This is a genomic window from Streptomyces sp. NPDC048172 (genome assembly GCF_043202595.1).
Classification (GTDB): Bacteria; Actinomycetota; Actinomycetes; order Streptomycetales; family Streptomycetaceae; genus Streptomyces.
This window is the reverse complement of the sequence record NZ_JBIDAT010000001.1, coordinates 912,228-932,522: the sequence shown is the minus strand read 5'-3', so window position 1 is coordinate 932,522 and position 20,295 is coordinate 912,228. Positions and strand designations below refer to the sequence as shown.

Sequence of the window (20,295 nt, the reverse complement as noted above, 5' to 3'; positions counted from 1 at the left end):
CCTCAACGTCCGGTCCCATCAGCAGGTTCCCCGACCAACGGATACAGTCACGATTGCGTGGAGGACGGGGACAGGAGAAGGCCATTACCGGCAACCGGCAGACGAGCTGGGCGTTCGCCGACGCGTACGGCGCCGAGCTGGTCGAGACCGCCGAGAGCGAAGCGCTGCGCTGGGCCAGCGAACGGGCCCGGGAGGCAGGGCTCCGTTCGGTGTCCCCGGGCACGGGCGCGGCGCTGCGGATGCTGGCGGCGACGGCGGAGGCCAAGTCCGTCGCGGAGATCGGCACCGGCACCGGGGTCTCCGGCATTCACCTGCTGCACGGCATGCGCGCGGACGGCGTGCTGACGACGGTCGATATCGAGCCGGAACGGCAGCAGTTCGCGCGAGAGGCATTCCGCGCCGCCGGATTCGCGGGAAACAGGGCGAGATTCATCCCCGGTCGCGCACTGGACGTACTTCCCCGTCTCGCCGACGGCGGATACGACCTGGTCTTCTGTGACGGGGATCGCACGGAGTGCCTGGACTATCTCGGCGAATCGTTGCGGCTGTTGCGCCCCGGCGGACTCATCTGCTTCGCGGGGGTGTTCGCGGACGGGCGCACGATCGACTCCGCGGCGCAGCCCGCCGAGGTCCTCCGCCTCCGTGAACTGCTGCGCACGGTGCGTGAGAGCACCGCGCTGGTCCCCTCGCTGCTGCCGGTCGGCGACGGCCTGCTGTGCGCGGTCAAACGCGGAGAGTGAGCCGGGAAAGCGACGGGGAAACCGGTGAATACAGAGCCGCCCCGGAGCGAACGAACGCTCCGGGGCGGATACGAGACGGGCTCAGCCGCAGACCTTCTTCAGCTCTTCGCCGAGAGCCGTCGCCTCGTCCGGGGTCAGCTCGACGACGAGTCGCCCTCCGCCTTCGAGCGGAACGCGCATGACGATGCCCCGCCCCTCTTTGGTCACCTCGAGCGGACCATCGCCCGTCCGCGGCTTCATAGCCGCCATGCTCGTTCCCCTTCCTGGCCGTCCATCCATCCGTCCGTCCGCAACGGTTCCACGCCCGAAAGAGGGCAAGGTGTCACCGGCATCGAACACATTGCTTCCCGGCCATTATCCCGCATGGCACGACCCAATGACCAACATCAGTCCGCATCTCTTCTGCCCTGGCCGCACACAAAACCCCCCAATGTGGCGATGAGACTGCGATACTGCCCCGCTTCACACGCCGTACGGACCGCTCCGGGTTTGACGCAGCTCACACCCGAAGGACCCGCCGGGCGGCCGACGGCCTCTGTCCGGCGCCGGTGATCTACGCCATGCTGGCCCCATGTCCGACACCGTGCTCTACGAAGTGACCGACGGCCTGGCGACGATCACGCTCAACCGGCCCGAGGCGATGAACGCGCTGAACAACGCGACCAAGGACGCGCTCCGCGACACCCTGCGGCAGGCCGCGGACGACGACGGGATCCGCGCCGTGCTGCTCACCGGCAGCGGCCGTGCCTTCTGCGTGGGCCAGGACCTCAAGGAGCACACGGAGTCGCTCCAGAAGCACGGCGGCAGCGCGCTGAACACGGTCGAGGAGCACTACAACCCCATCACCCTCGCCCTCGCCACCATGCCCAAGCCGGTGGTCGCGGCCGTGAACGGGGTCGCGGCGGGCGCGGGCGCCGGGTTCGCCTTCGCCGCCGACCACCGGATCATGGCGGACACCGCGGCGTTCAACACCTCCTTCGCGGGGGTGGCGCTGACCGCCGACTCGGGCGTCTCCTGGACGCTGCCCCGGCTCGTCGGCCCCGGCCGCGCGGCCGACCTGCTCCTCTTCCCGCGCAGCGTGAAGGCGCCGGAGGCGCTGGAGCTGGGCCTCGCCGGCCGCGTCGTCCCGGCGGACGAACTCGCGGAGGCGGCGGCCGAGACGGCCCGCCGCCTCGCGGACGGACCGACCCTCGCCTACGCCGCGCTCAAGGAGTCCCTCGCCTACGGTGCCTCGCACTCGCTCGCGGAGACCCTGGAGAAGGAGTCCGAACTCCAGCTGCGGGCCGGGGCCTCGGAGGACCACAAGGCCGCCGTCGAGGCGTTCGTGAAGAAGGAGCAGCCGCGCTTCACCGGGCGGTGACGGTTTCCCTGGCCCAGCACTCCGCCAAGTGATCGTTGACGAGACCGCACGCCTGCATCAGCGCGTACGCCGTCGTGGGGCCGACGAAGCGGAAGCCGCGCTTCTTCAACTCCTTGGACAGCGCCGTGGATTCCGGGGTGAGGGCCGGGACGTCGCCGAGGGTGCGGGGCGCGGGACGGGCGCTGTGGTCCGGCGCGAACGACCAGATCAGCCGGTCCAGCTCGCCCGGGCTCCACTCGGCGGCCACCCGCGCGTTGGCGAGCGCGGCAGTGATCTTGGCGCGGTTACGGACGATGGCGGGGTCGGCGAGCAGCCGGCGCTCGTCCTCCTCCGTGAAGGTGGCGACCTCGGCGATGCGGAACCCGGCGAAGGCGCTGCGGAAGCCCTCGCGCTTGCGGAGGATCGTCAGCCAGGACAGGCCCGACTGGAACGCCTCCAGGCACAGCCGCTCGTAGAGCGCGTCGTCCCCGTGGACCGGGTGGCCCCACTCGGTGTCGTGATACTCCGCGTAATCCTCCGCCGTGGTGCCCCAGGGGCAGCGCGGGCGCCCGTCGGGGCCCGCCACCGGGCCGCCCTGAGCAGCCTTCTCCGGCTCCTTCTCCGGCTCCGTCCCCGTCACCGTCTCCGTGCTCATCGCTCCGCTCCTCCCTGGCCGGGCGCCTCCGGGCCGTCCAGCGGCCCCGCGGGGCGCCCGGGTGCCTCGGCCGTCCCGGGGACGCTGTCGCGCGGCTCCGTCCCCTCGTCGGGCCCCTCACCACGCCCCATGGCGACGGCCTGCGCCCCCGCGAGGGCGGTCTCCAGCTCGGCGATACGGGCGTCCCGCTCGGCCAGCTCGGCGCCGAGTCTGTCCAGCACGTCGTCCACCTGATCCATCCGGTAACCCCGCGGGGCCACCGGGAGACGGAGCCCCACCACGTCCGCGTGGCCCACGGGGCGGTCGGGCGGCAACGGCTCGTCCAGCAGATCGGGCGGGGCGTCCGCCAGCCCGCCCGCAGCGGCACTGCCCTGTCCGTCACCGCTCCCCACGACGGCGAGCGTGACCGCGGCGACGACCACGACGAGCGTGATCAGCAGGAACCAGTACACCGAGAACTCCCGAAGCGCTTCCGGATGTCAATGAACCCCGATCGTGCCATGCCCCACCGACAGTTATGGTCGGCGGCGGGGACAGAGACCGAGAGGATGGCTGATGCTGCGCCTGGGCACGCGTGAGTTCGGCGACGACGAGCCGGTGATCATGGCGATCGTGAACCGGACGCCCGACTCCTTCTACGACCGCGGCGCCACCTTCCGGGACGAGCCCGCGCTCGACCGGGTGGAGCAGGCCGTGTCGGAGGGCGCCGCGATCATCGACATCGGCGGCGTCAAGGCCGGTCCCGGCGACGAGGTCACCGCCGAGGAGGAGGCCCGCCGCACGGTCGGATTCGTCGCCGAGGTGCGGCAGCGCTGGCCGGACGTCGTGATCAGCGTGGACACCTGGCGGCACGAGGTCGGAGAGGCCGTGTGCGAGGCGGGCGCCGATCTGCTGAACGACGCGTGGGGCGGCGTGGACCCCCGGCTGGCCGAGGTCGCCGCGCGCCATGGCGCCGGGCTCGTGTGCACGCACGCGGGCGGGGCCGAGCCGCGTACGCGCCCGCACCGGGTGGCGTACGAGGACGAGGGCGGGGTCGTCGCCGACATCCTCCGCGTCACCACCGGGCTGGCGGAACGGGCCGCGTCCCTGGGCGTACGCCGCGACGGCATCATGATCGACCCCGGGCACGACTTCGGGAAGTCCACGCGGCACTCCCTGGAGGCCACGCGCGAGCTGGGCCGCATGACGGAGACGGGGTGGCCCGTGCTGGTCTCCCTGTCGAACAAGGACTTCGTCGGCGAGACGCTCGACAAGCCGGTGAAGGAGCGGCTCATCGGCACCCTGGCCACGACGGCGGTCTCGGCCTGGCTCGGCGCCCAGGTCTACCGGGTGCACGAGGTGGCGGAGACCCGTCAGGTGCTGGAGATGGTCTCCTCGATCTCCGGGTACCGCCCTCCCGCTGTTGCCCGGCGTGGGCTGGCCTGATCCTGGTCCGGCGGATTTCCGCTGCCCCCTTCTCGGGGACGGGCAGGGGGTGCCCCTGCCCGTGTCCCCGGTCCGCGGCTGCCGCCGTGGCTCGGCGCGCAGTTCCCCGCGCCCCTGAAGCGGCCCCTTCGGGGCGCTTCAGCCGCTAGACGCCGACTTCCTTCGTCACCAGGTCGATCGCCTCGTCCATGTCGTCCGTGACGTGGAGGAGGTCCATGTCGCGGGGCGACGCCTTGCCCGTGGCGACCACCGAGTCGCGGACCCAGTCGATCAGGCCCTTCCAGTACTCCGTGCCGCACAGCACGATCGGGAAGCGCGTGACCTTCTTCGTCTGGGTGAGGGTCAGGGCCTCGAACAGCTCGTCCAGCGTGCCGAGCCCGCCCGGCAGCACCACGAAGCCGCTGGCGTACTTCACGAACATCGTCTTCCGCACGAAGAAGTAGCGGAAGTTCACGCCGATGTCGACGTACTTGTTCATGCCCTGCTCGAAGGGCAGCTCGATGCCGAGGCCGACCGAGGTGCCGCCCGCCTCCAGCGCGCCCTTGTTCGCCGCCTCCATGGCGCCGGGGCCGCCGCCGGTGATCACCGCGAACCCGGCCTCCGCGAGGGCACGCCCGATGCGGACGCCCTGCTCGTACTCCGGCGCGTCCACGGGCGTACGGGCCGAGCCGAAGACGCTGACCGCCGGGCCGAGCTCGGCGAGGGCGCCGAAGCCCTCCACGAACTCGGACTGGATGCGCATCACGCGCCACGGGTCCTGGTGGATGAAGTCGGAGGGACCCGCGGTGTCGAGCAGCCGCTGGTCGGTGGTGCCGGGCTGGACCTGCGTACGGCGGCGCACCACCGGCCCCAGGCGCTGCTCCTTGGGCCCTCCGGGCTCCTTGTCCGCCCGCTGCTCCCGCCCGTCCGCGTTCTCCTGGTTGCCCGCGCCGTCCGGGCTGTCCGCGCTGGTCATGTAGCGCTCCCTCCGCCTGCGATCTTTCCGCTTCAGGGTACGCAGGCGGAGATGGACTCCGACGAAAAACCGGACAAAGGAGCGGGGTTCTCAGCGGGTCCTCAGGCTGTCAGCCAGGACCTGAGGCGCTCCGCACACGCGGTGATGAGGGGCGTTTCCACCCTTTCATCCCGCTTGTGCGCGAGGTTCGGGTCACCCGGGCCGTAGTTCACGGCGGGCACGCCCAGGGCGCTGAAGCGCGAGACGTCCGTCCATCCGTACTTCGGCCGCGGCTCGCCGCCGACCGCCTCGATGAAGGCGCGCGCCGCCGGGTGCGAGAGCCCCGGGAGCGCGCCCGGCGAGGAGTCGTCCAGGACGAACTCCGCGACGCCGCAGCCCTCGAAGACCTCGCGGACGTGCGCGAGCGCCTCCTCCTCGCTCCGGTCGGGCGCGAAGCGGTGGTTGACCGTGACGGTGCAGACGTCCGGGATGACGTTGCCCGCGACGCCGCCCTCGACACGGACCGCGTTCAGCCCCTCGTGGTACTCCAGCCCGTCGATCACCGGCCTGCGCGGCTCGTACGCGGCCAGCCGGGCCAGGACCGGGCCCGCCGCGTGGATCGCGTTCTCCCCCATCCAGCCGCGCGCCGAGTGCGAGCGGACGCCCTCCGTCCGCAGCAGCACCCGGAGGGTGCCCTGGCAGCCGCCCTCCACCTGCGCGTACGAGGGCTCCAGCAGGACGGCGAAGTCGCCCGCCAGCCAGTCGGGGTGGGCTTCGGCGACATGGCCGAGGCCGTTGAGATGGGCGGCGACCTCCTCGTTGTCGTAGAAGACGAACGTCAGGTCGCGGTTGGGCTCCGGGACCGTGGCGGCGACGTGGAGCTGGAGGGCGACGCCGGACTTCATGTCGCTCGCGCCGCAGCCCCACAGCACGCCCTCGTCGTCGAGGCGGGAGGGCACGTTGTCGGCGATGGGCACGGTGTCGATGTGACCGGCGAGGATCACGCGCTCCGCGCGGCCCAGTTCCGTACGCGCCACGACGTTGTTGCCGTGCCGGTCGACGCGGAGGTGGGGCAGCTCGCGCAGGGCCGCCTCGACGGCGTCCGCGAGTGCCTTCTCGTCGCCGCTCTCGGACGGGAAGTCGATGAGTCGCGCGGTCAGCCGCGCGGGGTCCTGTCGCAGGTCGAGTGCGCTGTGGGGCATGGAGTCACCCTACGGGCAGCCCCCGTGCCCCGGCCCGGCCCCCGGGCCCGGGAAGGGGCACCCCCGCGCAGCGGCTACCTTGGTGCGCGTGCCCCTCTCAGGACCCGTTCGCACACTCCTTCCGACCGGCCGCGACAGGCTGCTCCGCGCCGCCGTGGCCTGCGTCGTGGCGCTCGGGCTCGCGGCCTATCTGGCCGTTTCGGGGATCTTCGGCAACGGGGACGGCGGACGGTGCACCGTGCGCGCCGCCGACGGCGGCGGGAGCTACTCGCTCGCCGCCGAGGCCGCGGCCAACGCCGCGACGATCGCCGCCGTCGCCTCGCGCCGCGGGCTGCCCGAGCGGGCCGTGACGATAGCGCTGGCGACCGCCATGCAGGAGTCCGGGCTGCGCAACATCACCCACGGGGACCGGGATTCGGTCGGCCTCTTCCAGCAGCGGCCCTCGCAGGGCTGGGGCACCGGGCAGCAGATCCAGGACCCGGTCTACTCGGCCGGGAAGTTCTACGACTACCTGGTGAAGGTCCCGGGCTACTCCCGCCTGCCCCTGACCGCCGCCGCGCAGCGCGTCCAGCGCAGCGGCTTCCCGCAGGCCTACGCGAAGCACGAGGCCGACGCCACTCTGCTCACCGCCGCGCTCACCGGACGCAACGCCGCCGCGCTGACGTGCACCACCGGCCGGGGCGACGGCAAGGACGAGCCGGGCGACCCGGAGCGCGTACGGGCGCAGCTCGTACGGGAGTTCGGCAAGGACGTGTTCGCACCGCGCCGGGACGACGAGGAGCTGACGCCGTCCGCACCGACGCCGACGGTGACCCCGGCGGCCGTACCGGCGGACGGGACGGCGGATGAGGCGGACGGCGCGGAGACCCGCGCGGCGGCGCACGGGGGCGCGAGCGCACAGGCCGCGCACCCCTCACTGACCGTTCCGGCGCACGAGCGGCGCCGGGGCTGGGTGCTGGCGCACTGGGCGGTGGCCAACGCCACGGACCTGCGCATCGAACGGGTCACGTTCCAGGGCCGCGTGTGGAGCGCGGACCGCGCGGGCGACGGCTGGCGCGTGACGGGCGGCGCACGGAGCGGGGAGCGGAGCACGGAACGCGACGTGGCGCTGCGGCTCGCCTCCGGCCGGTAGTACCGGGACGTCCCCCGTACGAGGGAGGCGGGACGGCCGCGCGCTGACGCCGTCCCCCGTCGGGCGGACACTCGCACGGGGAACCGAACTGCCCTGGAAGCGTGGCGTTCCCGTGCTCCGAGTTGATCAATGAACCGCACGGAATGCCCAGTTTGCGGCCGTCTCCGCCCGGGGCGCATTACCAATCCTTTACCCGCGCGGACCGCAACCTCAGCCCCGCTCCACGCGATAGGCACAGCGTCCGACCGGGCGACTTCCGGTCCGGCACCTGTGCACCACCTCCGCACCACCGAAGAAGCCGAAGACCTCTCTCCGTCAAAGGAGCACCATGCCTTTCCCCCTCACGCGCAGGATTGCCCAGACCGCGCTGCTGGCTGCCGCCGGTGCCGCGTCCGTGGTCGGCGCCGCCGGCGCGGCGAGCGCCGTCGACCTGCCCGCGGGCCCCACCACCTCGGGCCTGACGAACCTGGACGGCGAGGGTGCCGGCGAGACCGTGGACACCGCCGCGCGCGACACCACGGGGCTCGCGGGCAAGACCGGCGGCGAGACCGTCGAGAAGGCCGTCCCCGCGACGGGCAAGACCGTCGGTCACGCGGGCAAGACCCTCGCCCCGGCGGCCCAGAACCTCGCGGGTGAGGCCGCGGGCGAGGGCGGCGGCCTGGTCGGCCAGGCCACCAAGGACGGCCTGCCCACCGGCGGCCTGGGCCTGCCCGTCAGCAGCTGACCCACGGCGCGAGGCGCACGACACAGCGGTGAGGGGCCCGGATCCACCGGGCCCCTCACCGCTTTCGCACGCTGCAGGCCGCTGTCAGGCCGTTGTCAGACCGCCGTCAGGCGCCGTACCGCCGCCTCGACCCGCTCGTCCGTCGCCGTGAGCGCGACCCGGACGGAGCGGTCGCCCGCCGGGCCGTAGAAGTCGCCCGGCGCGACCAGGATCCCGCGCTTCGCGAGGTCGCCGACGGTGTCCCAGCAGGGCTCGTCGCGCGTCGCCCACAGGTACAGCGACGCCTCGCTGTGCTCGATACGGAAGCCCGCCGCCTCCAGCGCCCCGCGCAGCACCGTGCGCCGTGCCGCGTACCGCGCGCGCTGCTCCTCGACATGCGCGTCGTCGCCGAGCGCGGCCACCGTCGCGGCCTGCACCGGCGCGGGCACCATCATCCCGCCGTGCTTGCGGATCTGGAGCAGCTCGCCCAGGACCGCCGCGTCACCGGCCGCGAACGCGGCGCGGTAGCCCGCCAGGTTGGAGCGCTTGGAGAGCGAGTGGACGGCGACCAGGCCCTCGAACGAGCCGCCGCTCACGTCCGGGTGGAGCACCGAGACGGGCTCGGCCTCCCAGCCCAGTTCGAGGTAGCACTCGTCGCTCAGCACCAGCACGCCGTGCTCGCGCGCCCAGGCCACGATCCGGCGCAGCGTGTCCGCGCCGAGCACCCGGCCGGTCGGGTTCGAGGGCGAGTTGAGCCACAGCACCCTGAGCCCGGCCGGGTCGAGCTCCAGCGGGTCGTCGTACGGGACGGGCTCGGCGCCCGCGAGGCGCGCCCCCACCTCGTACGTCGGGTACGCCAGCCTCGGGAAGGCCACCCGGTCCCCCGGGCCGAGGCCCAGCTGGGTCGGCAGCCAGGCCACCAGCTCCTTGGAGCCGACGACGGGCAGCACGTTGGTGTGCGCGATGCCGCGCGCGCCGAGGCGGCGCTCGCACCAGCCGGTGAGCGCGTCACGCAGCGCGGCGGTGCCCCAGACGGTCGGGTAGCCGGGGCTGTCGCTCGCGTCGGCGAGCGCCCGCCGGATCAGCTCGGGCACCGGGTCGACGGGGGTGCCGACGGAGAGGTCCACGATGCCGTCGGCGTGGGCCGCGGCGGTGGTCTTGTACGGCTCCAGCCTGTCCCAGGGGAAGACGGGCAGCCGGTCGGAGACGGGGGGCACGGGGGCTCACTTTCTGGTGCGGGAAATGCCGCAGTCCCGTACGGCGCGGGCGGCGCCGTACGGGACTGCGGACTCACGCCGACGGAGGCGGAAATGCCTTAGGCGTCAGGACTCACTCGTCGTGCTCCTGCGGCGGCAGCGCGGCGATCACGGGGTGGTCCCGCTCGATCAGGCCGAGCTTGCTCGCGCCGCCGGGCGAGCCCAGCTCGTCGAAGAACTCCACATTCGCCTTGTAGTAGTCCTTCCACTCGTCAGGGGTGTCATCCTCGTAGAAGATGGCCTCGACCGGGCAGACCGGTTCGCAGGCACCGCAGTCGACGCACTCGTCCGGGTGGATGTACAAGGACCGCTGGCCCTCGTAGATGCAGTCGACGGGGCACTCCTCGATGCAGGCCTTGTCCTTCAGGTCGACACAAGGCTCCGCGATGACGTAAGTCACGCTGTCGTTCCTCCTCGATAGGGCTGGCGGGCCGGTGTCCGGCTCCGCCACGGGCGCGCGGGAGCGCTGCTTCGTTCGGACGGCGGCCGATGCCCACACCTAGTATCTCCGTTCCCGGGCACAAGACGAACAGGAGGGGCGGATAGAGCTGTGGAATTCACCACGGGCGGACGCCTTGAGGTCCGCATCACCTCTTCCGACGTGGGCAAACGCGTCTCGGTACGGTCATTGACGAACGCTCGCGAACGGCTCGGACGGTTCACCGACACGGTCGGAGTTCTCACATCGTGGACCGACGGCGTGCTGACCGTCACGCGCAAGGACGGTACGCACGTACGGATCGAGGAGGCGGCGATGGTCGCGGGCAAGGTCGTGCCCCCCACCCCCGCGCGGCGCCGCGGCATACCCGCGGCGAGCGTGCGCGAGCTGGTCACCACGGCGGCCCGCGGCTGGCCCTGCCTGGAGTCGGAGCAGCTCGGCGGCTGGACGCTGCGCGCGTCCGGAGGCTTCACCGCACGCGCGAACTCCGTGCTGCCGCTGGGCGATCCGGGGGTGGAGCTGGACGCGGCGCTGGAGCGCGTGGCGCGCTGGTACGGCGCGCGCGGGCTGGACGCGCGCGTCCAGGTCACGGCGGAGGACGACGCGCCGCTGGCACGGGAGTTGGACGAGCGCGGCTGGACCGCCGAGCGGCACGCGCTGGTGCGGGTGGGCGCCCTCGCGCCGCTCGCCGACCGGGAGCCGGACGCGCGCGTGGAACTGGCCCGCGAGCCCGGCGAAGCCTGGCTGACGCTCTACAACCGCGCGGGCGGCGCGCCCTCGGACACCGCCCGCAAGGTCCTGACCGGCGGCCCGTCCGTCTGGTTCGCGACCGTACCCGGGCAACCGGAGAACACCGGTCCGGCGGCCATCGGGCGCTGCGTGGTGGACGGCCGCTGGGCGGGCTTCGCGGCGGTCGAGGTCGCGCCGGAGCGGCGCCGTGAGGGGCTCGCCGTCGCAGTGATGGCCGAGCTGTCGCGCCGGGCGCTGGACGAGGGCGCCTCGGCGGCGTACCTCCAGGTGGAGACCGGCAACGCGGCGGCACGCGCGCTCTACGACCGGCTGGGCTTCGCCGACCACCACACGTACTTCTACCTCCGCGCCCCGCGGGACTGAGGCATGGACAGCGAGGAGAACAGGCGCCGCTTCACCGAGGCGGCCCGCGAGGAGCGGCCCGACCTGGCGCTGCTGTGCCTGCTGATCGGCGTCGAGGCCGCCGCGCACGCGGCCGTGCCGACCACGGGCGGCGACGGCACCGGCGACGTGCCGGTCGAGGTGCCGGGCGAGATCTCCGGCGAGGCGGGCGCCGACGCGGGCGCCGACGCGGTCGTCGACGCGGCCCAGATCGAACTCGACCGGCTGGCCGGACTGCTGCCGTACGAGCCCTCCCGTACGCCCGCGCAGTGGGCGACCGCGCTGGAGCGGCTGCTCGGCGACGAGCACGGCTTCCGCGGCGCGCCCGGCGACTACCGGCGGCTGGAGTCGTCCCTGCTGCATGCCGTGCTGCGGCGGCGGCGCGGGCTGCCCATCCTGCTGTCGGTGGTGTGGATCGAGGTCGCGCGCCGCGCGGGAGCCCCCGTGTACGGGGTCGCGCTGCCCGGCCACTTCGTCGTCGGCTTCGGCGACCCGGCGGGCGACCACGTCCTCGCCGACCCCTTCGCGGGCGGGCGCGCGCTCGCGCAGGGCGACGTGGACCTGCTGGTGGCGGGCGCGACGGGCGGGCGCGCTCCGCTGTCGGCGGCGATGCTCCAGCCCGCGGGGCCGCGGGAGATCGTGCTGCGGATCCTCAACAACGTCCGCGCGTGGGCGGGGGCCCGCCCCGAACAGTCCACCGTCCAGCTCTGGGCCGTCGAGCTCTCCCTGCTCCTCCCCCACCACCCGGCCCGCCTGCGCTACGAGCGCGCGGAACTCCTGGTGGAACGGGGTGACTTCGTGCGCGGGGCGCGGGAGATGGAGTCGTACGCGGATGTGGTGGCCGCGATGGAGCCCAACGCGGCGGAAAACATGCGCCGCGCGGCCCGCGCCGCGCGGGCCCGCCTGAACTAACCAGCCCAAGACTTCGGGGCTTGCCCGATCAGGGGCGCGGACCTGTGTCCGTCTTCCGGCTCCGCCGCGTGGGGGCTTGCCCCTGTTCCCTAGGGGCGCGGGGAACTGCGCGACAAGCCACGACGCGGCGGCAGCCCGCGAACCACAGCCCGGGGCACCCCGGGCGCGGCTCTTGCACGCGGGGCACCCGGCGTGGGGGGCTGCGCTTGCCAACCCTGCGCCTTGCGCAGACTTCCCAAGCTTCGCGGGAGGGAGAAGCGCAGAACTCCAAAGCACAGTGGGGGGGAAGGGCGGGTCAGAGCCAGCCCTTTTCTCGGGCTATGCGGACCGCCTCGGCGCGGTTGCGGGCGCCCGTCTTCTGGATGGCCGTCGAGAGATAGTTGCGCACGGTGCCGTGCGAGAGGTGCAGGGCAGAGGCGATCTCCGCGTTGCCCGAACCCCCCGCCGCCGCACTCAGCACATCCCGCTCCCGATCGGTGAGCGGACTCGCGCCCTCCGCGAGGGCGGCCGCGGCGAGGGCCGGGTCGATGACCCGTTCGCCGCCCAGCACCCGGCGTACGGCGGCGGCGAGTTCCGCGGCCGGCGCGTCCTTGACCAGGAACGCGTCCGCGCCGGACTCCATCGCCCGGCGCAGATAGCCGGGCCGGCCGAACGTCGTGAGGATGACGACCTTCAGCGCCGGGTGGCTCTCACGGAGCGCGGCGCCGACGTCGAGCCCGGAAGCCCCCGGCATCTCGATGTCGAGGAGCGCCACGTCCGGCGCGTACGCCTCGACGGCCGCCGCGACCTCGTCGCCCCGGCCCACCTGGGCGACGACCTCCAGGTCGGGTTCGAGGCCGAGCAGCGCGGCGAGCGCCTCGCGCACCATGGCCTGGTCCTCGGCCAGCAGCAGTCTGATCACGGGTTCAGGCTACTCAGCGGGCTCGTCGGCCCGTACGGGCACCGTCGCGCGGAGCGTGAAGCCTCCGCGTACGCCGGGGGCGGTCTCCAGCGCGCCGTCGGCGAGCGCGAGGCGCTCCCGGAGCCCCGTCAGCCCGTTGCCCTCCCCGGCGCCGGAGGGACCGGTTCCGTTGTCCGTGACGGTGAGGCAGACCGTGGCGTCGGCCTGGTGGGTCAGGACGACGGCGCAGCGGGACGCGCCGCTGTGCCGTACGACGTTGGTGACCGCCTCGCGCAGCGCCCAGGCGAGGGCGGCCTCCGGCTCGGGGGCGAGGCGCAGGCCCGCGACCGAGTCGTCCTCCTCCGGCTGCGGCACGTCGGCCGCTATCCCGGCCGCCGCGAGCGCCGTACGGGCGCCCGCGAGCTCGGCGGCGAGGGTGGGGCGGCGGTAGCCGCCGACGGCCTCGCGCACGTCCACGAGGGCCTGCCTGCTGACCCGTTCGATGTCGGCGACCTGCGCCGCCGCCTGCTCCGGCTGCCCGGGGAGCATCCGCCCGGCCAGCTCGCTCTTGAGCGTGATGAGGGAGAGCGAGTGGCCGAGGAGGTCGTGCAGGTCGCGGGCGAGCCGCAGCCGTTCCTCGTTCGCCGCGAGCTGGGCGACCGTGGCCCGCGCCGCGCGCAGCTCGCGCATGGCCAGCGCGGTCTTGCGCGCCGACACCATCGCCGCTCCGGCCAGCGCGGCGGGGATGACGAAGGAGACCCAGACGTCGCTCTCCAGGTGCCGCCCGAAGTCGGTGCCGATCACCGCGATGGCCAGCACGAGGACGCCGACGGCCTTCAGCGCGGTCCGCTCGGGCAGCACCGCGCCCGCGGCCACCGTGACGTAGACGAACAGGGCGATCCAGATGTCGCCCATGGTGGCCGACAGCACGCAGGACAGCGCGAACAGCACCGCGACCATGGCGCGCACGGCCCCGGCGGGCAGCGGGACGGTGGTGTGGCGGAAGACCAGCACGATGTACACCGCGCCGAAGAGCGCGAACGCCGTGCCCGCGGCGGCCGTCACCGCGGTGGAGTGCCCGCCGCTCGTCAGGTCCTGCAGGGGTCCACCGAGGAAGACCAGCCACACCGCGATCCACGCCATCTTCCGCGCCCGCTGCCTGCGGGTCGCCGGGAGGACCCCGATCGCGGGCAGGATCCGGGAGTCGGCCGCCCGCTCCGTACGGGCCGCCCGCGCCGTGCGGCCCGCCCTCTCTCCGTTCATCCCCTCATGCCTTCCGGGTGTCCTTCCGGTAGAACCACGCCGCCGCCGAGGCGAAGACCACGAGGTAGGCGGCGAGCAGGGCGGCGTCCCGCAGATGGGGTGCCTCGCCCGCCTCGACGGCCTGGCCGAGCGCCGTGTACGCCGTGGTCGGCAGCCACTCGGCGATGTCCTGCACCCAGCCCGGCAGGCTGGAGGACGGCAGCCACAGGCCGCCGAGGAACGCGAGGCCGAAGTAGACGAACATCGTGATCGGCCGTACGGCGTCGCCCGTCGCAAGGTAACCGATCGCCACGCCGAGCGCCGCGAACACGAAGCTCCCCGCCCAGGAGCAGAACGCGATGGCGGCCCACTGCCACGCGTCGAGCCGTACGCCCTTGACGGCGGCGGCGGTGAGCAGCACGAGCAGGATCGAGGGGAGGCTGACGGTGGCCGCGGCGGCGATCTTCGCGGTGACGTAGCCCCGTCCGGGCAGGGCCGTCAGCCGCAGCTGGCGCACCCAGCCCTGTTCGCGTTCCTTGGCGATGCGCTCGCTGTTGCCCATCAGGACGGCGGTCATGGCGCCGAAGGCGGCCATCGAGACCATGTAGTAGAGCGCCATGTCGATCTTCAGGCCCGGCATGGGGCTGTCGTCGGCGCCGCCCGCGATCAGGAGGTAGAGGACGGGCGGGTAGATCACCGAGAAGAACATGAACTTCCGGTTGCGCAGCGACTTCACTATTTCGAGCTTGACCAGGGTCTTCATGCCGCCGCCTCCCGTGCTTCCTCCCGTGCTTCCCGCGTCTCGGCCTGCTGGGTGAGGGTGAGGAACGCCTGTTCAAGACCGAGCCCCGTGACCTCCAGGCCGTGCGGGTAGAGGCCCAGTCCGTACAGCGCGTGGACGGTCGCGTCGGCGTCGGCCGAGCGCAACCGTACGGTCGTCCCGGACGCCGTCACCTCCGTCACGCCCGGCAGCCCGCGGAGCGCGTCCACGGTCCCGGACGCGAGGTCCACGAGGGAGAAGCTGATCCGGCGTACGCCCGCGCGGGCCTTGATGTCGGCGGCCGAGCCGTCCGCGAGCAGCCGCCCCCGGTGCAGGACGAGCACACGGTCGGCGACCTCGTCGGCCTCCTCCAGGTAGTGGGTGGCGAAGAGCACGGTGCGGCCCCGCGCCGCCTCGGCGCGCATCGAGGCCCAGAACGCCTGCCGCGAGGAGACGTCCATGCCGGTGGTCGGCTCGTCGAGCACGATCAGGTCGTTGGCGCCCGCCGTCGCGAGCGCGAAGCGGACGCGCTGCTCCTGGCCGCCGGAGAGCTTGTCTACCGCGCGGTCGGCGATGTCGGTGATCCCGGCGCCCGCCAGCACGCGGTCCACGTCGTGGGCGCGCGGGTGCAGGTCGCAGGCGAGGGCGACCAGTTCATGGACCTTGACGCCCTCCATCAGCCCGCCGGACTGGAGCATCGCGCCCACGCGCCCGTCGGTGACGGCTTTGCGCGGCGTGGTCCCGAAGAGCCGGACGGAGCCGCCGGGGTCGGGGTTGCGGAGGCCGAGCAGCAGGTCGAGGGTGGTGGACTTGCCCGCGCCGTTGGGACCGAGCAGGGCGACGGTCTCCCCGGGGCTGAGGCTGACGGTGAGTCCGGAGAGGGCCCGGACCTCGCCGTACGTCTTGCTCGCGTCGGTGAACTCGACAGCGGGTGGAGCGGGTGGAGCAGGTGGCACGGATGGATCCGGCGGAGTGGGTGGCGTGGATGTGCGCGTCATGGGAAAAGCTTCGCCGCGCACGGGCACCCGGCGGCAGGGCCGCGCGTCCTGACTCCGGACTGACAGATGTCATGGGTGAGGGGCGCACCGCGCGCGGTACGCCCCTCGTGGCCGTGCGTGCGCCTACTGGCTCTTGGCCCCCGGAACGACCGCCAGCCGCTCGGCGGGCTTCGGCGGGGCCTTCTTCTTCAGCGCCTGGACCATCGCGGAGGCCGCGTGCTGCGGCGTCATCTTGACGTTGCCCGCGCCGCCCTCGATCACGACGTTGTCGAACGCCGTGCCGTAGGTCGCCTTCAGCGCCTTCGGGTCGATGACGGGCTGCAGCTTGTCGCCGCCCGCGCGCATGGTCAGGAACTTGCCCATGGTCTTCTCGCTGAACGGGACCTTCACGTCGCCCGCCTTCAGCCAGACCCAGCCGGACATGGCGGTCTTGCCGAAGCCGTTGACCGCCTCGTTCAGCTCCTGCTCGCCTATCTTCGGCTGCTGCATGCTGACCGGCAGCTTCACGGGGCTGTTCTTGCCGGAGGCGGCCCGCTCGCGGTACGCCTGCTCCAGCGCCTCGGAGGACTTCTCGGTGTCGATGCCCTTGTGCGGCTTGCCCTTGACCGCGACGGGCTTGCCGCCCACGAACTTGACCATGCCGTCCGTGGCGCCGCCGCCCGAACCGCCGCCGGTCGTCATCACGACGCGGCCGAGGGCGGACTCCATCTTCTCGTCGTCCACCTTGATCGCCGGGTCGGCCTCGCGCTCGCCTCCGAAGAGGGAGCCGATGACGGAGACGGGGTTGTAGTCCCGGCCCGCGGCGTCGCGGACCGTGACCTCGGTGTCGAGGGTCAGCCCGGCCACGCTCGGCTTGAGCGAGGTCTCCTGGCCGCCCGCGACGACCTTCATCGCCGCGTTCGTCCGGCCGCCGACCGCCTCGTCCAGCTTGTTGACGGCCTCGTGCTTGGACATGCCGCCGATGTCGACGCCGAGGACGGTGGTGCCCTTGGGCACGTCCCCGTGGTCGAGCATCAGCCCCGCGCCGTACGCGACGCCGATCACGCCGACGACCGCGACACCCGCGAGCACCAGCTTGTTACGGCCGCCGCCCTTGCCCTTCTTCGCGGCGGGCGGGGGCGGCGGTGCCGCGGCGGGACCGGGCGCGGGCGCGGTCTGCACGGGCCCGGGCGGCGGCGGAACGGCGGGACCACCGGGGCCGCCAGGACCACCGGGTCCGACTGGGCCGCCGGGAGGACCGAGCGGGGGTGCGAGGGGGTTGGCGCCCGCGGGAGCGCCGGGAGCGCCGGGGCCGCCGGGACCGCCTGGGCCCCCGGGAACGGGACCACCAGGTCCGGTCGGGCCGTTCTGCGGCATGCCGCTGACCACGGGGTCACCCGCGAGGTGCGGGTCGTCGCCGCTCACGTCCCCGTAGAGCGCGGTGCCCGCGCCGTCGGGCGCGAAGGGCGCGGGGCCCGTGCCGAGCCCGAGCGTGGAACCCGCGGGCGGCTCGCCGGGAGCGCCGGAACCGGGCGGAGTGCCGGGCGGAGTGCCGGGCACGGGCGGCGTGGCACCGGGGGCGCCGGGGATGCCGGGCACCGGCATCTCGCCCGTGGCGGGCCCGGTCGTCGGTCCGTTCGGGCCGCCGGGGGGCGCGCCCGCGCCCCCGCGTCCCAGCGAGGGGTCGAGCAGCGGCAGGCCCTCGGCCGGGGTCTCCGGGTGGCCCTCCGGGCCGGGAAAGGCCGGGGTGGAGCCGGTGGTTGATCCCGGTTCGGGCGTTCCGCCCGATGCCTCCGGCTGGTCCGCGTCGCCCGGCTCGTCCGCTTCGGGGCGCGGACGTGTGTCCGTGAAGTACGGCAGGTCCGGGCGCCCGTCGCCGCCCCCCGCGGGCGGGGAGGGCGGAGTGGGCGGGGAGGAGGGAGGCGGTGAAGAAGCGTTGCTCTTCGGCATCTTGCGCGGCGCGAACCAGTCGCTGGTCTGCTGTGTGAACTCCCCGTCCGACTCGGACGACGACCCACCGCTCCCCTCGCCCTGGTCCCCGCCGGAAGCGGAGGCCGAGGCGGACGCGGGAGCCGCGTCCGCGGGTGCGGCCGCCGACGCGCCGCGCACGGCAGCGCCCACGGGCGCGCCGCTGCTCACACCGCCCGGCACCGCGTCCGGGGGTGCGGGCACGGAGTCCGCCTCGCCGGAAGCGGAACCAGAACCGGAACCGGGTCCCGATCCGGCCCCTTCGGCCTGGCCCTTCTCGGTGTCCTCGCTCACGGGCGTCCGCATCACCACGGGCGGGATCGGCCGGGACCCGGGGATGTTGATCCGGATACGGGTGGTGAGCGTCGTCTCGGTCTTCGGCTCGCCTGCCTTCGCGCCCTCGCCGGGCTCGCCGGTCTCGGTCCCCGACGGGTACGACGAACCGCCGCGCCCCTTGGGGCCGGAGGACGGACTGTCAGTTTCACGACTCAAAACAGGTACTCCCGGATGGATTCGCCGTCTTCATGATTGCCCGAAGGCGGCTCGCCGGCGCGCACCACAATACTTGGGGCGCACGATACGGGCCCCGGGACCACTGAAACGGCCCGGCAACAGCCCTCTCAGCGGTATTTGTTCGCTGGCACGGGCGGCGCGGGGAGCGCGATCGTGGTACACATCACAGCCGCGAGGATCCCGCCGAACAGATAGACATAGGACCCGATCCCGGCGGCGAACAGGAAGTCGCCCTCCGGGCGCGAGGCGGTCATCAGCAGCACGGTGACGGCCCAGCCGCCGCCGGGGGCCGCGGCCCCGACCTTCGTACGGCACAGCTTCGCGCCGCCCCAGAAGAGCCCGACCGCGCCCGCGAGCGCGAGCAGCAGCCCCGCCGGGGACCAGGCCGACTGGACGAGCGTGCCCGCGGCCCCGGTCAGCACGCCGAGCACCGCCAGCGCGACGTAGACGAGCACGCGCGGCCCGAGCGCCACGGGCCAGGCACCCCAGCCCTCGTCCCGAGCGGCGGCCGGGGCGCTCGTACCCGCGCCGCCGGTCGTGGCCGTGTCCTTCGCCACGTTCTCCCCCGCGCCGCGCGGCGCGGGCCCCCGCCGGGGGCCACCCGAAGCACCCTTGCCGCTCTTGCCGCCCGAGCGAGATGCCTTCTTTCCGGTCTGCCCGGTCTGTCCCGCCTGTTCGCTCACCGCGCCCATCCTCACTCCTCCAGGCCCGCGAAGAGGTCGCCGCCCTTCACCGGGCCCCGGCCGTCGTGCCGCTCCGCGAGCTGGAAGTACTCCGTCCCGAGCAGGGGCTGCCCGAGTCCGTTCGACAGGGCGAAGAAGTCGCCCCGCGCGGTGGAGCGTACAGAGACCTGCGTCTCGTGCGCCGCCATGGCCGACGCCTTGGCCTTCGCGTAGGCGCTCGCGTCGACCGTGACGTCGACGGCCGTCATGTCCGGGACGAGCCCCGGTACGTCCTCCGGACGCGCGATGCCCGTTTCACCCGGGAAGCCCGGAAAGGGGAAGACCTCCCCGCTCTCGGCGGCGGAACGCAGCCGGGAGAAGCCCTCCTCGACGACCGGCCGGGGCGCGCGGTTCCAGTAGACGCGGGCCACCTGGTGGCGGTCGGCGGCGATCTCCACGGCGCGGGTGGCGACGCGGTGGGCCTGGATGTGGTCGGGATGGCCGTAGCCCCCGTTGGGGTCGTAGGTCACCACGACCTGGGGGCGCACCTCGGCGATCACCTCGGCGAGGTGCCCCGCGGCCTCGTCCAGGGGCGCCTGCCAGAAGCAGCCGGGGCGCTCGTTCTGCGGGGCGCCCCACATGCCGGAGTCGCGGTAGCGGCCCTGGCCGCCGAGGAAGCGGTGGTCGGTGACGCCCAGCTCGCGCATGGCGGCGGCCAGTTCGTCCGCACGGTACGGCCCGAGCGTGTCGTCCCTGTCGGGCGCGAGGTGCGCGAGGCGGGCCGGGATCACCTCACCCTCCTCACCGAGGGTGCAGGTGACGAGGGTGACGTGGGCGCCCTCGGCCGCGTACCTGGCCATGGTGGCGCCGGTGGTGATCGACTCGTCGTCCGGGTGCGCGTGCACCAGCAGCAGGCGGCGCGCACGCGAAAGGCGCTCAGGGGCGGACGCGGAACTCATGCCCCTGAGCCTACGACGAGGGTGCTCAGAACTTGATGTCGCCGATCATGCCCGCGACGTTGGTCGTCAGCTCATTGATCGTCGGCGCGATGGACGAGCTCGCCAGGTAGAACCCCAACAGGATGCAGACCACCGCGTGTCCGCCCTTCAGCCCGGATTTCTTCACGAGCAGGAAGACGATGACAGCCAGCAGCACCACCGCCGAAATCGAGAGTGCCACGGCGGTTCACCTCCAAGTACGCGCGGTCGGTACGGGATCGATTCGGTCTAGCGGACAGCGGGCAGCTCCACATCCGACATGGAGGAGCCACCGGCTTCATACCCAGCACCCACCATGCGCAACGGATCATAATTATCCGCGCGACCGCACGGGTCGGTGCACTGGTGCAGACGAGGGGCGCATATTCAGTTCCAGCCAGCCGCGCACGCGGGGCGGAGGGCGCCCTGGCCCTCCAGGAGCGTGCCA

General features: G+C 73.4%; 22 protein-coding genes. 7 read left to right on the top strand and 15 right to left on the bottom strand.

The genetic code is table 11. The features are described from left to right. Nucleotides 1-53: 53 nt before the first annotated feature. Nucleotides 54-740: an O-methyltransferase gene (locus ACGF3A_RS04240; protein WP_393725583.1), complete on the top strand. Its 687-nt coding sequence runs from the start codon at nucleotides 54-56 to the stop codon at nucleotides 738-740. 81 nt (nucleotides 741-821) lie between these two features. On the opposite strand, the gene ACGF3A_RS04235 is transcribed toward ACGF3A_RS04240, so the two are convergent. Further along, nucleotides 822-989: a DUF3117 domain-containing protein gene (locus ACGF3A_RS04235; RefSeq protein ID WP_016469583.1), complete on the bottom strand. Its 168-nt coding sequence runs from the start codon at nucleotides 987-989 to the stop codon at nucleotides 822-824. A gap of 322 nt (nucleotides 990-1,311) precedes the next feature. On the opposite strand from ACGF3A_RS04235, the gene ACGF3A_RS04230 reads away from it, so the two are divergent. After that, nucleotides 1,312-2,100: an enoyl-CoA hydratase/isomerase family protein gene (locus tag ACGF3A_RS04230; RefSeq protein WP_393725580.1), complete on the top strand. Its 789-nt coding sequence runs from the start codon at nucleotides 1,312-1,314 to the stop codon at nucleotides 2,098-2,100. Here ACGF3A_RS04230 and ACGF3A_RS04225 read toward each other — a convergent pair. Beyond that, nucleotides 2,087-2,734, bottom strand: coding sequence for a DNA-3-methyladenine glycosylase I (locus ACGF3A_RS04225; protein ID WP_393725578.1), 648 nt, complete (start codon nucleotides 2,732-2,734; stop codon nucleotides 2,087-2,089). The two genes, ACGF3A_RS04230 and ACGF3A_RS04225, sit on opposite strands and share 14 nt — an antisense overlap. Beyond that, a complete protein-coding gene (locus tag ACGF3A_RS04220; RefSeq protein ID WP_393725576.1) occupies nucleotides 2,731-3,186 on the bottom strand; it encodes a DivIVA domain-containing protein in 456 nt (151 codons plus the stop codon). Before ACGF3A_RS04220 ends, ACGF3A_RS04225 begins: the two co-directional genes overlap by 4 nt. A gap of 103 nt (nucleotides 3,187-3,289) precedes the next feature. Between ACGF3A_RS04220 and folP the strand changes: the two genes are divergently transcribed. Continuing rightward, the gene (folP, locus tag ACGF3A_RS04215; RefSeq protein WP_393725574.1) at nucleotides 3,290-4,159 is read left to right on the top strand and encodes a dihydropteroate synthase; all 870 of its coding nucleotides are present in this window, start codon (nucleotides 3,290-3,292) and stop codon (nucleotides 4,157-4,159) included. 145 nt (nucleotides 4,160-4,304) lie between these two features. Here the strand turns inward: folP and ACGF3A_RS04210 are convergent, their stop codons facing one another. Together ACGF3A_RS04210 and dapE are read right to left on the bottom strand one after the other, a co-directional pair. Beyond that, nucleotides 4,305-5,114 (bottom strand): TIGR00730 family Rossman fold protein, encoded by an 810-nt coding sequence (locus ACGF3A_RS04210; RefSeq protein ID WP_393725572.1) that lies wholly within the window; start codon nucleotides 5,112-5,114, stop codon nucleotides 4,305-4,307. 101 nt (nucleotides 5,115-5,215) lie between these two features. Beyond that, complete coding sequence (dapE, locus tag ACGF3A_RS04205; protein WP_393725570.1) at nucleotides 5,216-6,295, bottom strand: succinyl-diaminopimelate desuccinylase; 1,080 nt, start codon at nucleotides 6,293-6,295, stop codon at nucleotides 5,216-5,218. A 79-nt stretch (nucleotides 6,296-6,374) separates the two neighbouring features. Here dapE and ACGF3A_RS04200 point away from each other — a divergent pair, with 79 nt between their 5' ends. Beyond that, complete coding sequence (locus ACGF3A_RS04200) at nucleotides 6,375-7,427, top strand: heavy metal transporter (RefSeq protein WP_393725568.1); 1,053 nt, start codon at nucleotides 6,375-6,377, stop codon at nucleotides 7,425-7,427. 328 nt (nucleotides 7,428-7,755) lie between these two features. Beyond that, complete coding sequence (locus ACGF3A_RS04195) at nucleotides 7,756-8,151, top strand: ATP-binding protein (RefSeq protein WP_393725566.1); 396 nt, start codon at nucleotides 7,756-7,758, stop codon at nucleotides 8,149-8,151. Between the two features lie 95 nt (nucleotides 8,152-8,246). Here ACGF3A_RS04195 and dapC read toward each other — a convergent pair whose 3' ends face one another. After that, on the bottom strand, nucleotides 8,247-9,347 hold the full coding sequence (dapC, locus tag ACGF3A_RS04190) for a succinyldiaminopimelate transaminase (protein WP_393725564.1): 1,101 nt from the start codon (nucleotides 9,345-9,347) through the stop codon (nucleotides 8,247-8,249). A 112-nt stretch (nucleotides 9,348-9,459) separates the two neighbouring features. Further along, the gene (gene fdxA / locus ACGF3A_RS04185; RefSeq protein WP_393725562.1) at nucleotides 9,460-9,786 is read right to left on the bottom strand and encodes a ferredoxin; all 327 of its coding nucleotides are present in this window, start codon (nucleotides 9,784-9,786) and stop codon (nucleotides 9,460-9,462) included. 150 nt (nucleotides 9,787-9,936) lie between these two features. On the opposite strand from fdxA, the gene ACGF3A_RS04180 reads away from it, so the two are divergent. Together ACGF3A_RS04180 and ACGF3A_RS04175 are read left to right on the top strand one after the other, a co-directional pair. Continuing rightward, nucleotides 9,937-10,938: a GNAT family N-acetyltransferase gene (locus ACGF3A_RS04180; protein WP_393725560.1), complete on the top strand. Its 1,002-nt coding sequence runs from the start codon at nucleotides 9,937-9,939 to the stop codon at nucleotides 10,936-10,938. 3 nt (nucleotides 10,939-10,941) lie between these two features. Then, nucleotides 10,942-11,868: a transglutaminase-like domain-containing protein gene (locus ACGF3A_RS04175; protein WP_393725559.1), complete on the top strand. Its 927-nt coding sequence runs from the start codon at nucleotides 10,942-10,944 to the stop codon at nucleotides 11,866-11,868. Between the two features lie 295 nt (nucleotides 11,869-12,163). Here ACGF3A_RS04175 and ACGF3A_RS04170 read toward each other — a convergent pair whose 3' ends face one another. From ACGF3A_RS04170 to ACGF3A_RS04135, 8 genes are all read right to left on the bottom strand, one after another. After that, nucleotides 12,164-12,769 (bottom strand): DNA-binding response regulator, encoded by a 606-nt coding sequence (locus ACGF3A_RS04170; protein WP_393725557.1) that lies wholly within the window; start codon nucleotides 12,767-12,769, stop codon nucleotides 12,164-12,166. Between the two features lie 9 nt (nucleotides 12,770-12,778). Beyond that, nucleotides 12,779-14,011 carry a sensor histidine kinase gene (locus tag ACGF3A_RS04165; RefSeq protein ID WP_393725555.1) on the bottom strand — a complete coding sequence of 411 codons (1,233 nt, stop codon included), beginning with the start codon at nucleotides 14,009-14,011 and terminating at the stop codon, nucleotides 12,779-12,781. 4 nt (nucleotides 14,012-14,015) lie between these two features. Beyond that, the gene (locus tag ACGF3A_RS04160) at nucleotides 14,016-14,753 is read right to left on the bottom strand and encodes an ABC transporter permease (protein WP_393725553.1); all 738 of its coding nucleotides are present in this window, start codon (nucleotides 14,751-14,753) and stop codon (nucleotides 14,016-14,018) included. Beyond that, on the bottom strand, nucleotides 14,750-15,748 hold the full coding sequence (locus ACGF3A_RS04155) for an ABC transporter ATP-binding protein (protein WP_393725551.1): 999 nt from the start codon (nucleotides 15,746-15,748) through the stop codon (nucleotides 14,750-14,752). Before ACGF3A_RS04155 ends, ACGF3A_RS04160 begins: the two co-directional genes overlap by 4 nt. 123 nt (nucleotides 15,749-15,871) lie before the next feature. After that, entirely contained in the window at nucleotides 15,872-18,187 is a 2,316-nt protein-coding gene (locus tag ACGF3A_RS04150) for a hypothetical protein (RefSeq protein ID WP_393725549.1), read from the bottom strand. A 128-nt stretch (nucleotides 18,188-18,315) separates the two neighbouring features. Further along, nucleotides 18,316-18,900 carry a DUF6113 family protein gene (locus ACGF3A_RS04145; RefSeq protein ID WP_393725547.1) on the bottom strand — a complete coding sequence of 195 codons (585 nt, stop codon included), beginning with the start codon at nucleotides 18,898-18,900 and terminating at the stop codon, nucleotides 18,316-18,318. Between the two features lie 2 nt (nucleotides 18,901-18,902). Beyond that, nucleotides 18,903-19,829 (bottom strand): N-acetyl-1-D-myo-inositol-2-amino-2-deoxy-alpha-D-glucopyranoside deacetylase, encoded by a 927-nt coding sequence (mshB, locus tag ACGF3A_RS04140; protein WP_393725545.1) that lies wholly within the window; start codon nucleotides 19,827-19,829, stop codon nucleotides 18,903-18,905. Nucleotides 19,830-19,854: 25 nt separating this feature from the next. Continuing rightward, nucleotides 19,855-20,049: a hypothetical protein gene (locus tag ACGF3A_RS04135; protein ID WP_344527241.1), complete on the bottom strand. Its 195-nt coding sequence runs from the start codon at nucleotides 20,047-20,049 to the stop codon at nucleotides 19,855-19,857. Between the last annotated feature and the right edge of the window lie 246 nt (nucleotides 20,050-20,295).

Excerpts from the sequence above, each read along its gene's own strand:
- ACGF3A_RS04235 (WP_016469583.1), bottom strand. The coding sequence starts at position 989 with ATGGCGGCTATGAAGCCGCGGACGGGCGATGGTCCGCTCGAGGTGACC.
- ACGF3A_RS04230 (WP_393725580.1), top strand. The coding sequence starts at position 1,312 with ATGTCCGACACCGTGCTCTACGAAGTGACCGACGGCCTGGCGACGATC.
- ACGF3A_RS04225 (WP_393725578.1), bottom strand. The coding sequence starts at position 2,734 with ATGAGCACGGAGACGGTGACGGGGACGGAGCCGGAGAAGGAGCCGGAG.
- folP (WP_393725574.1), top strand. The coding sequence starts at position 3,290 with ATGCTGCGCCTGGGCACGCGTGAGTTCGGCGACGACGAGCCGGTGATC.
- ACGF3A_RS04210 (WP_393725572.1), bottom strand. The coding sequence starts at position 5,114 with ATGACCAGCGCGGACAGCCCGGACGGCGCGGGCAACCAGGAGAACGCG.
- dapE (WP_393725570.1), bottom strand. The coding sequence starts at position 6,295 with ATGCCCCACAGCGCACTCGACCTGCGACAGGACCCCGCGCGGCTGACC.
- ACGF3A_RS04195 (WP_393725566.1), top strand. The coding sequence starts at position 7,756 with ATGCCTTTCCCCCTCACGCGCAGGATTGCCCAGACCGCGCTGCTGGCT.
- ACGF3A_RS04175 (WP_393725559.1), top strand. The coding sequence starts at position 10,942 with ATGGACAGCGAGGAGAACAGGCGCCGCTTCACCGAGGCGGCCCGCGAG.
- ACGF3A_RS04165 (WP_393725555.1), bottom strand. The coding sequence starts at position 14,011 with ATGAACGGAGAGAGGGCGGGCCGCACGGCGCGGGCGGCCCGTACGGAG.
- ACGF3A_RS04160 (WP_393725553.1), bottom strand. The coding sequence starts at position 14,753 with ATGAAGACCCTGGTCAAGCTCGAAATAGTGAAGTCGCTGCGCAACCGG.
- ACGF3A_RS04155 (WP_393725551.1), bottom strand. The coding sequence starts at position 15,748 with ATGACGCGCACATCCACGCCACCCACTCCGCCGGATCCATCCGTGCCA.
- ACGF3A_RS04145 (WP_393725547.1), bottom strand. The coding sequence starts at position 18,900 with ATGGGCGCGGTGAGCGAACAGGCGGGACAGACCGGGCAGACCGGAAAG.
- mshB (WP_393725545.1), bottom strand. The coding sequence starts at position 19,829 with ATGAGTTCCGCGTCCGCCCCTGAGCGCCTTTCGCGTGCGCGCCGCCTG.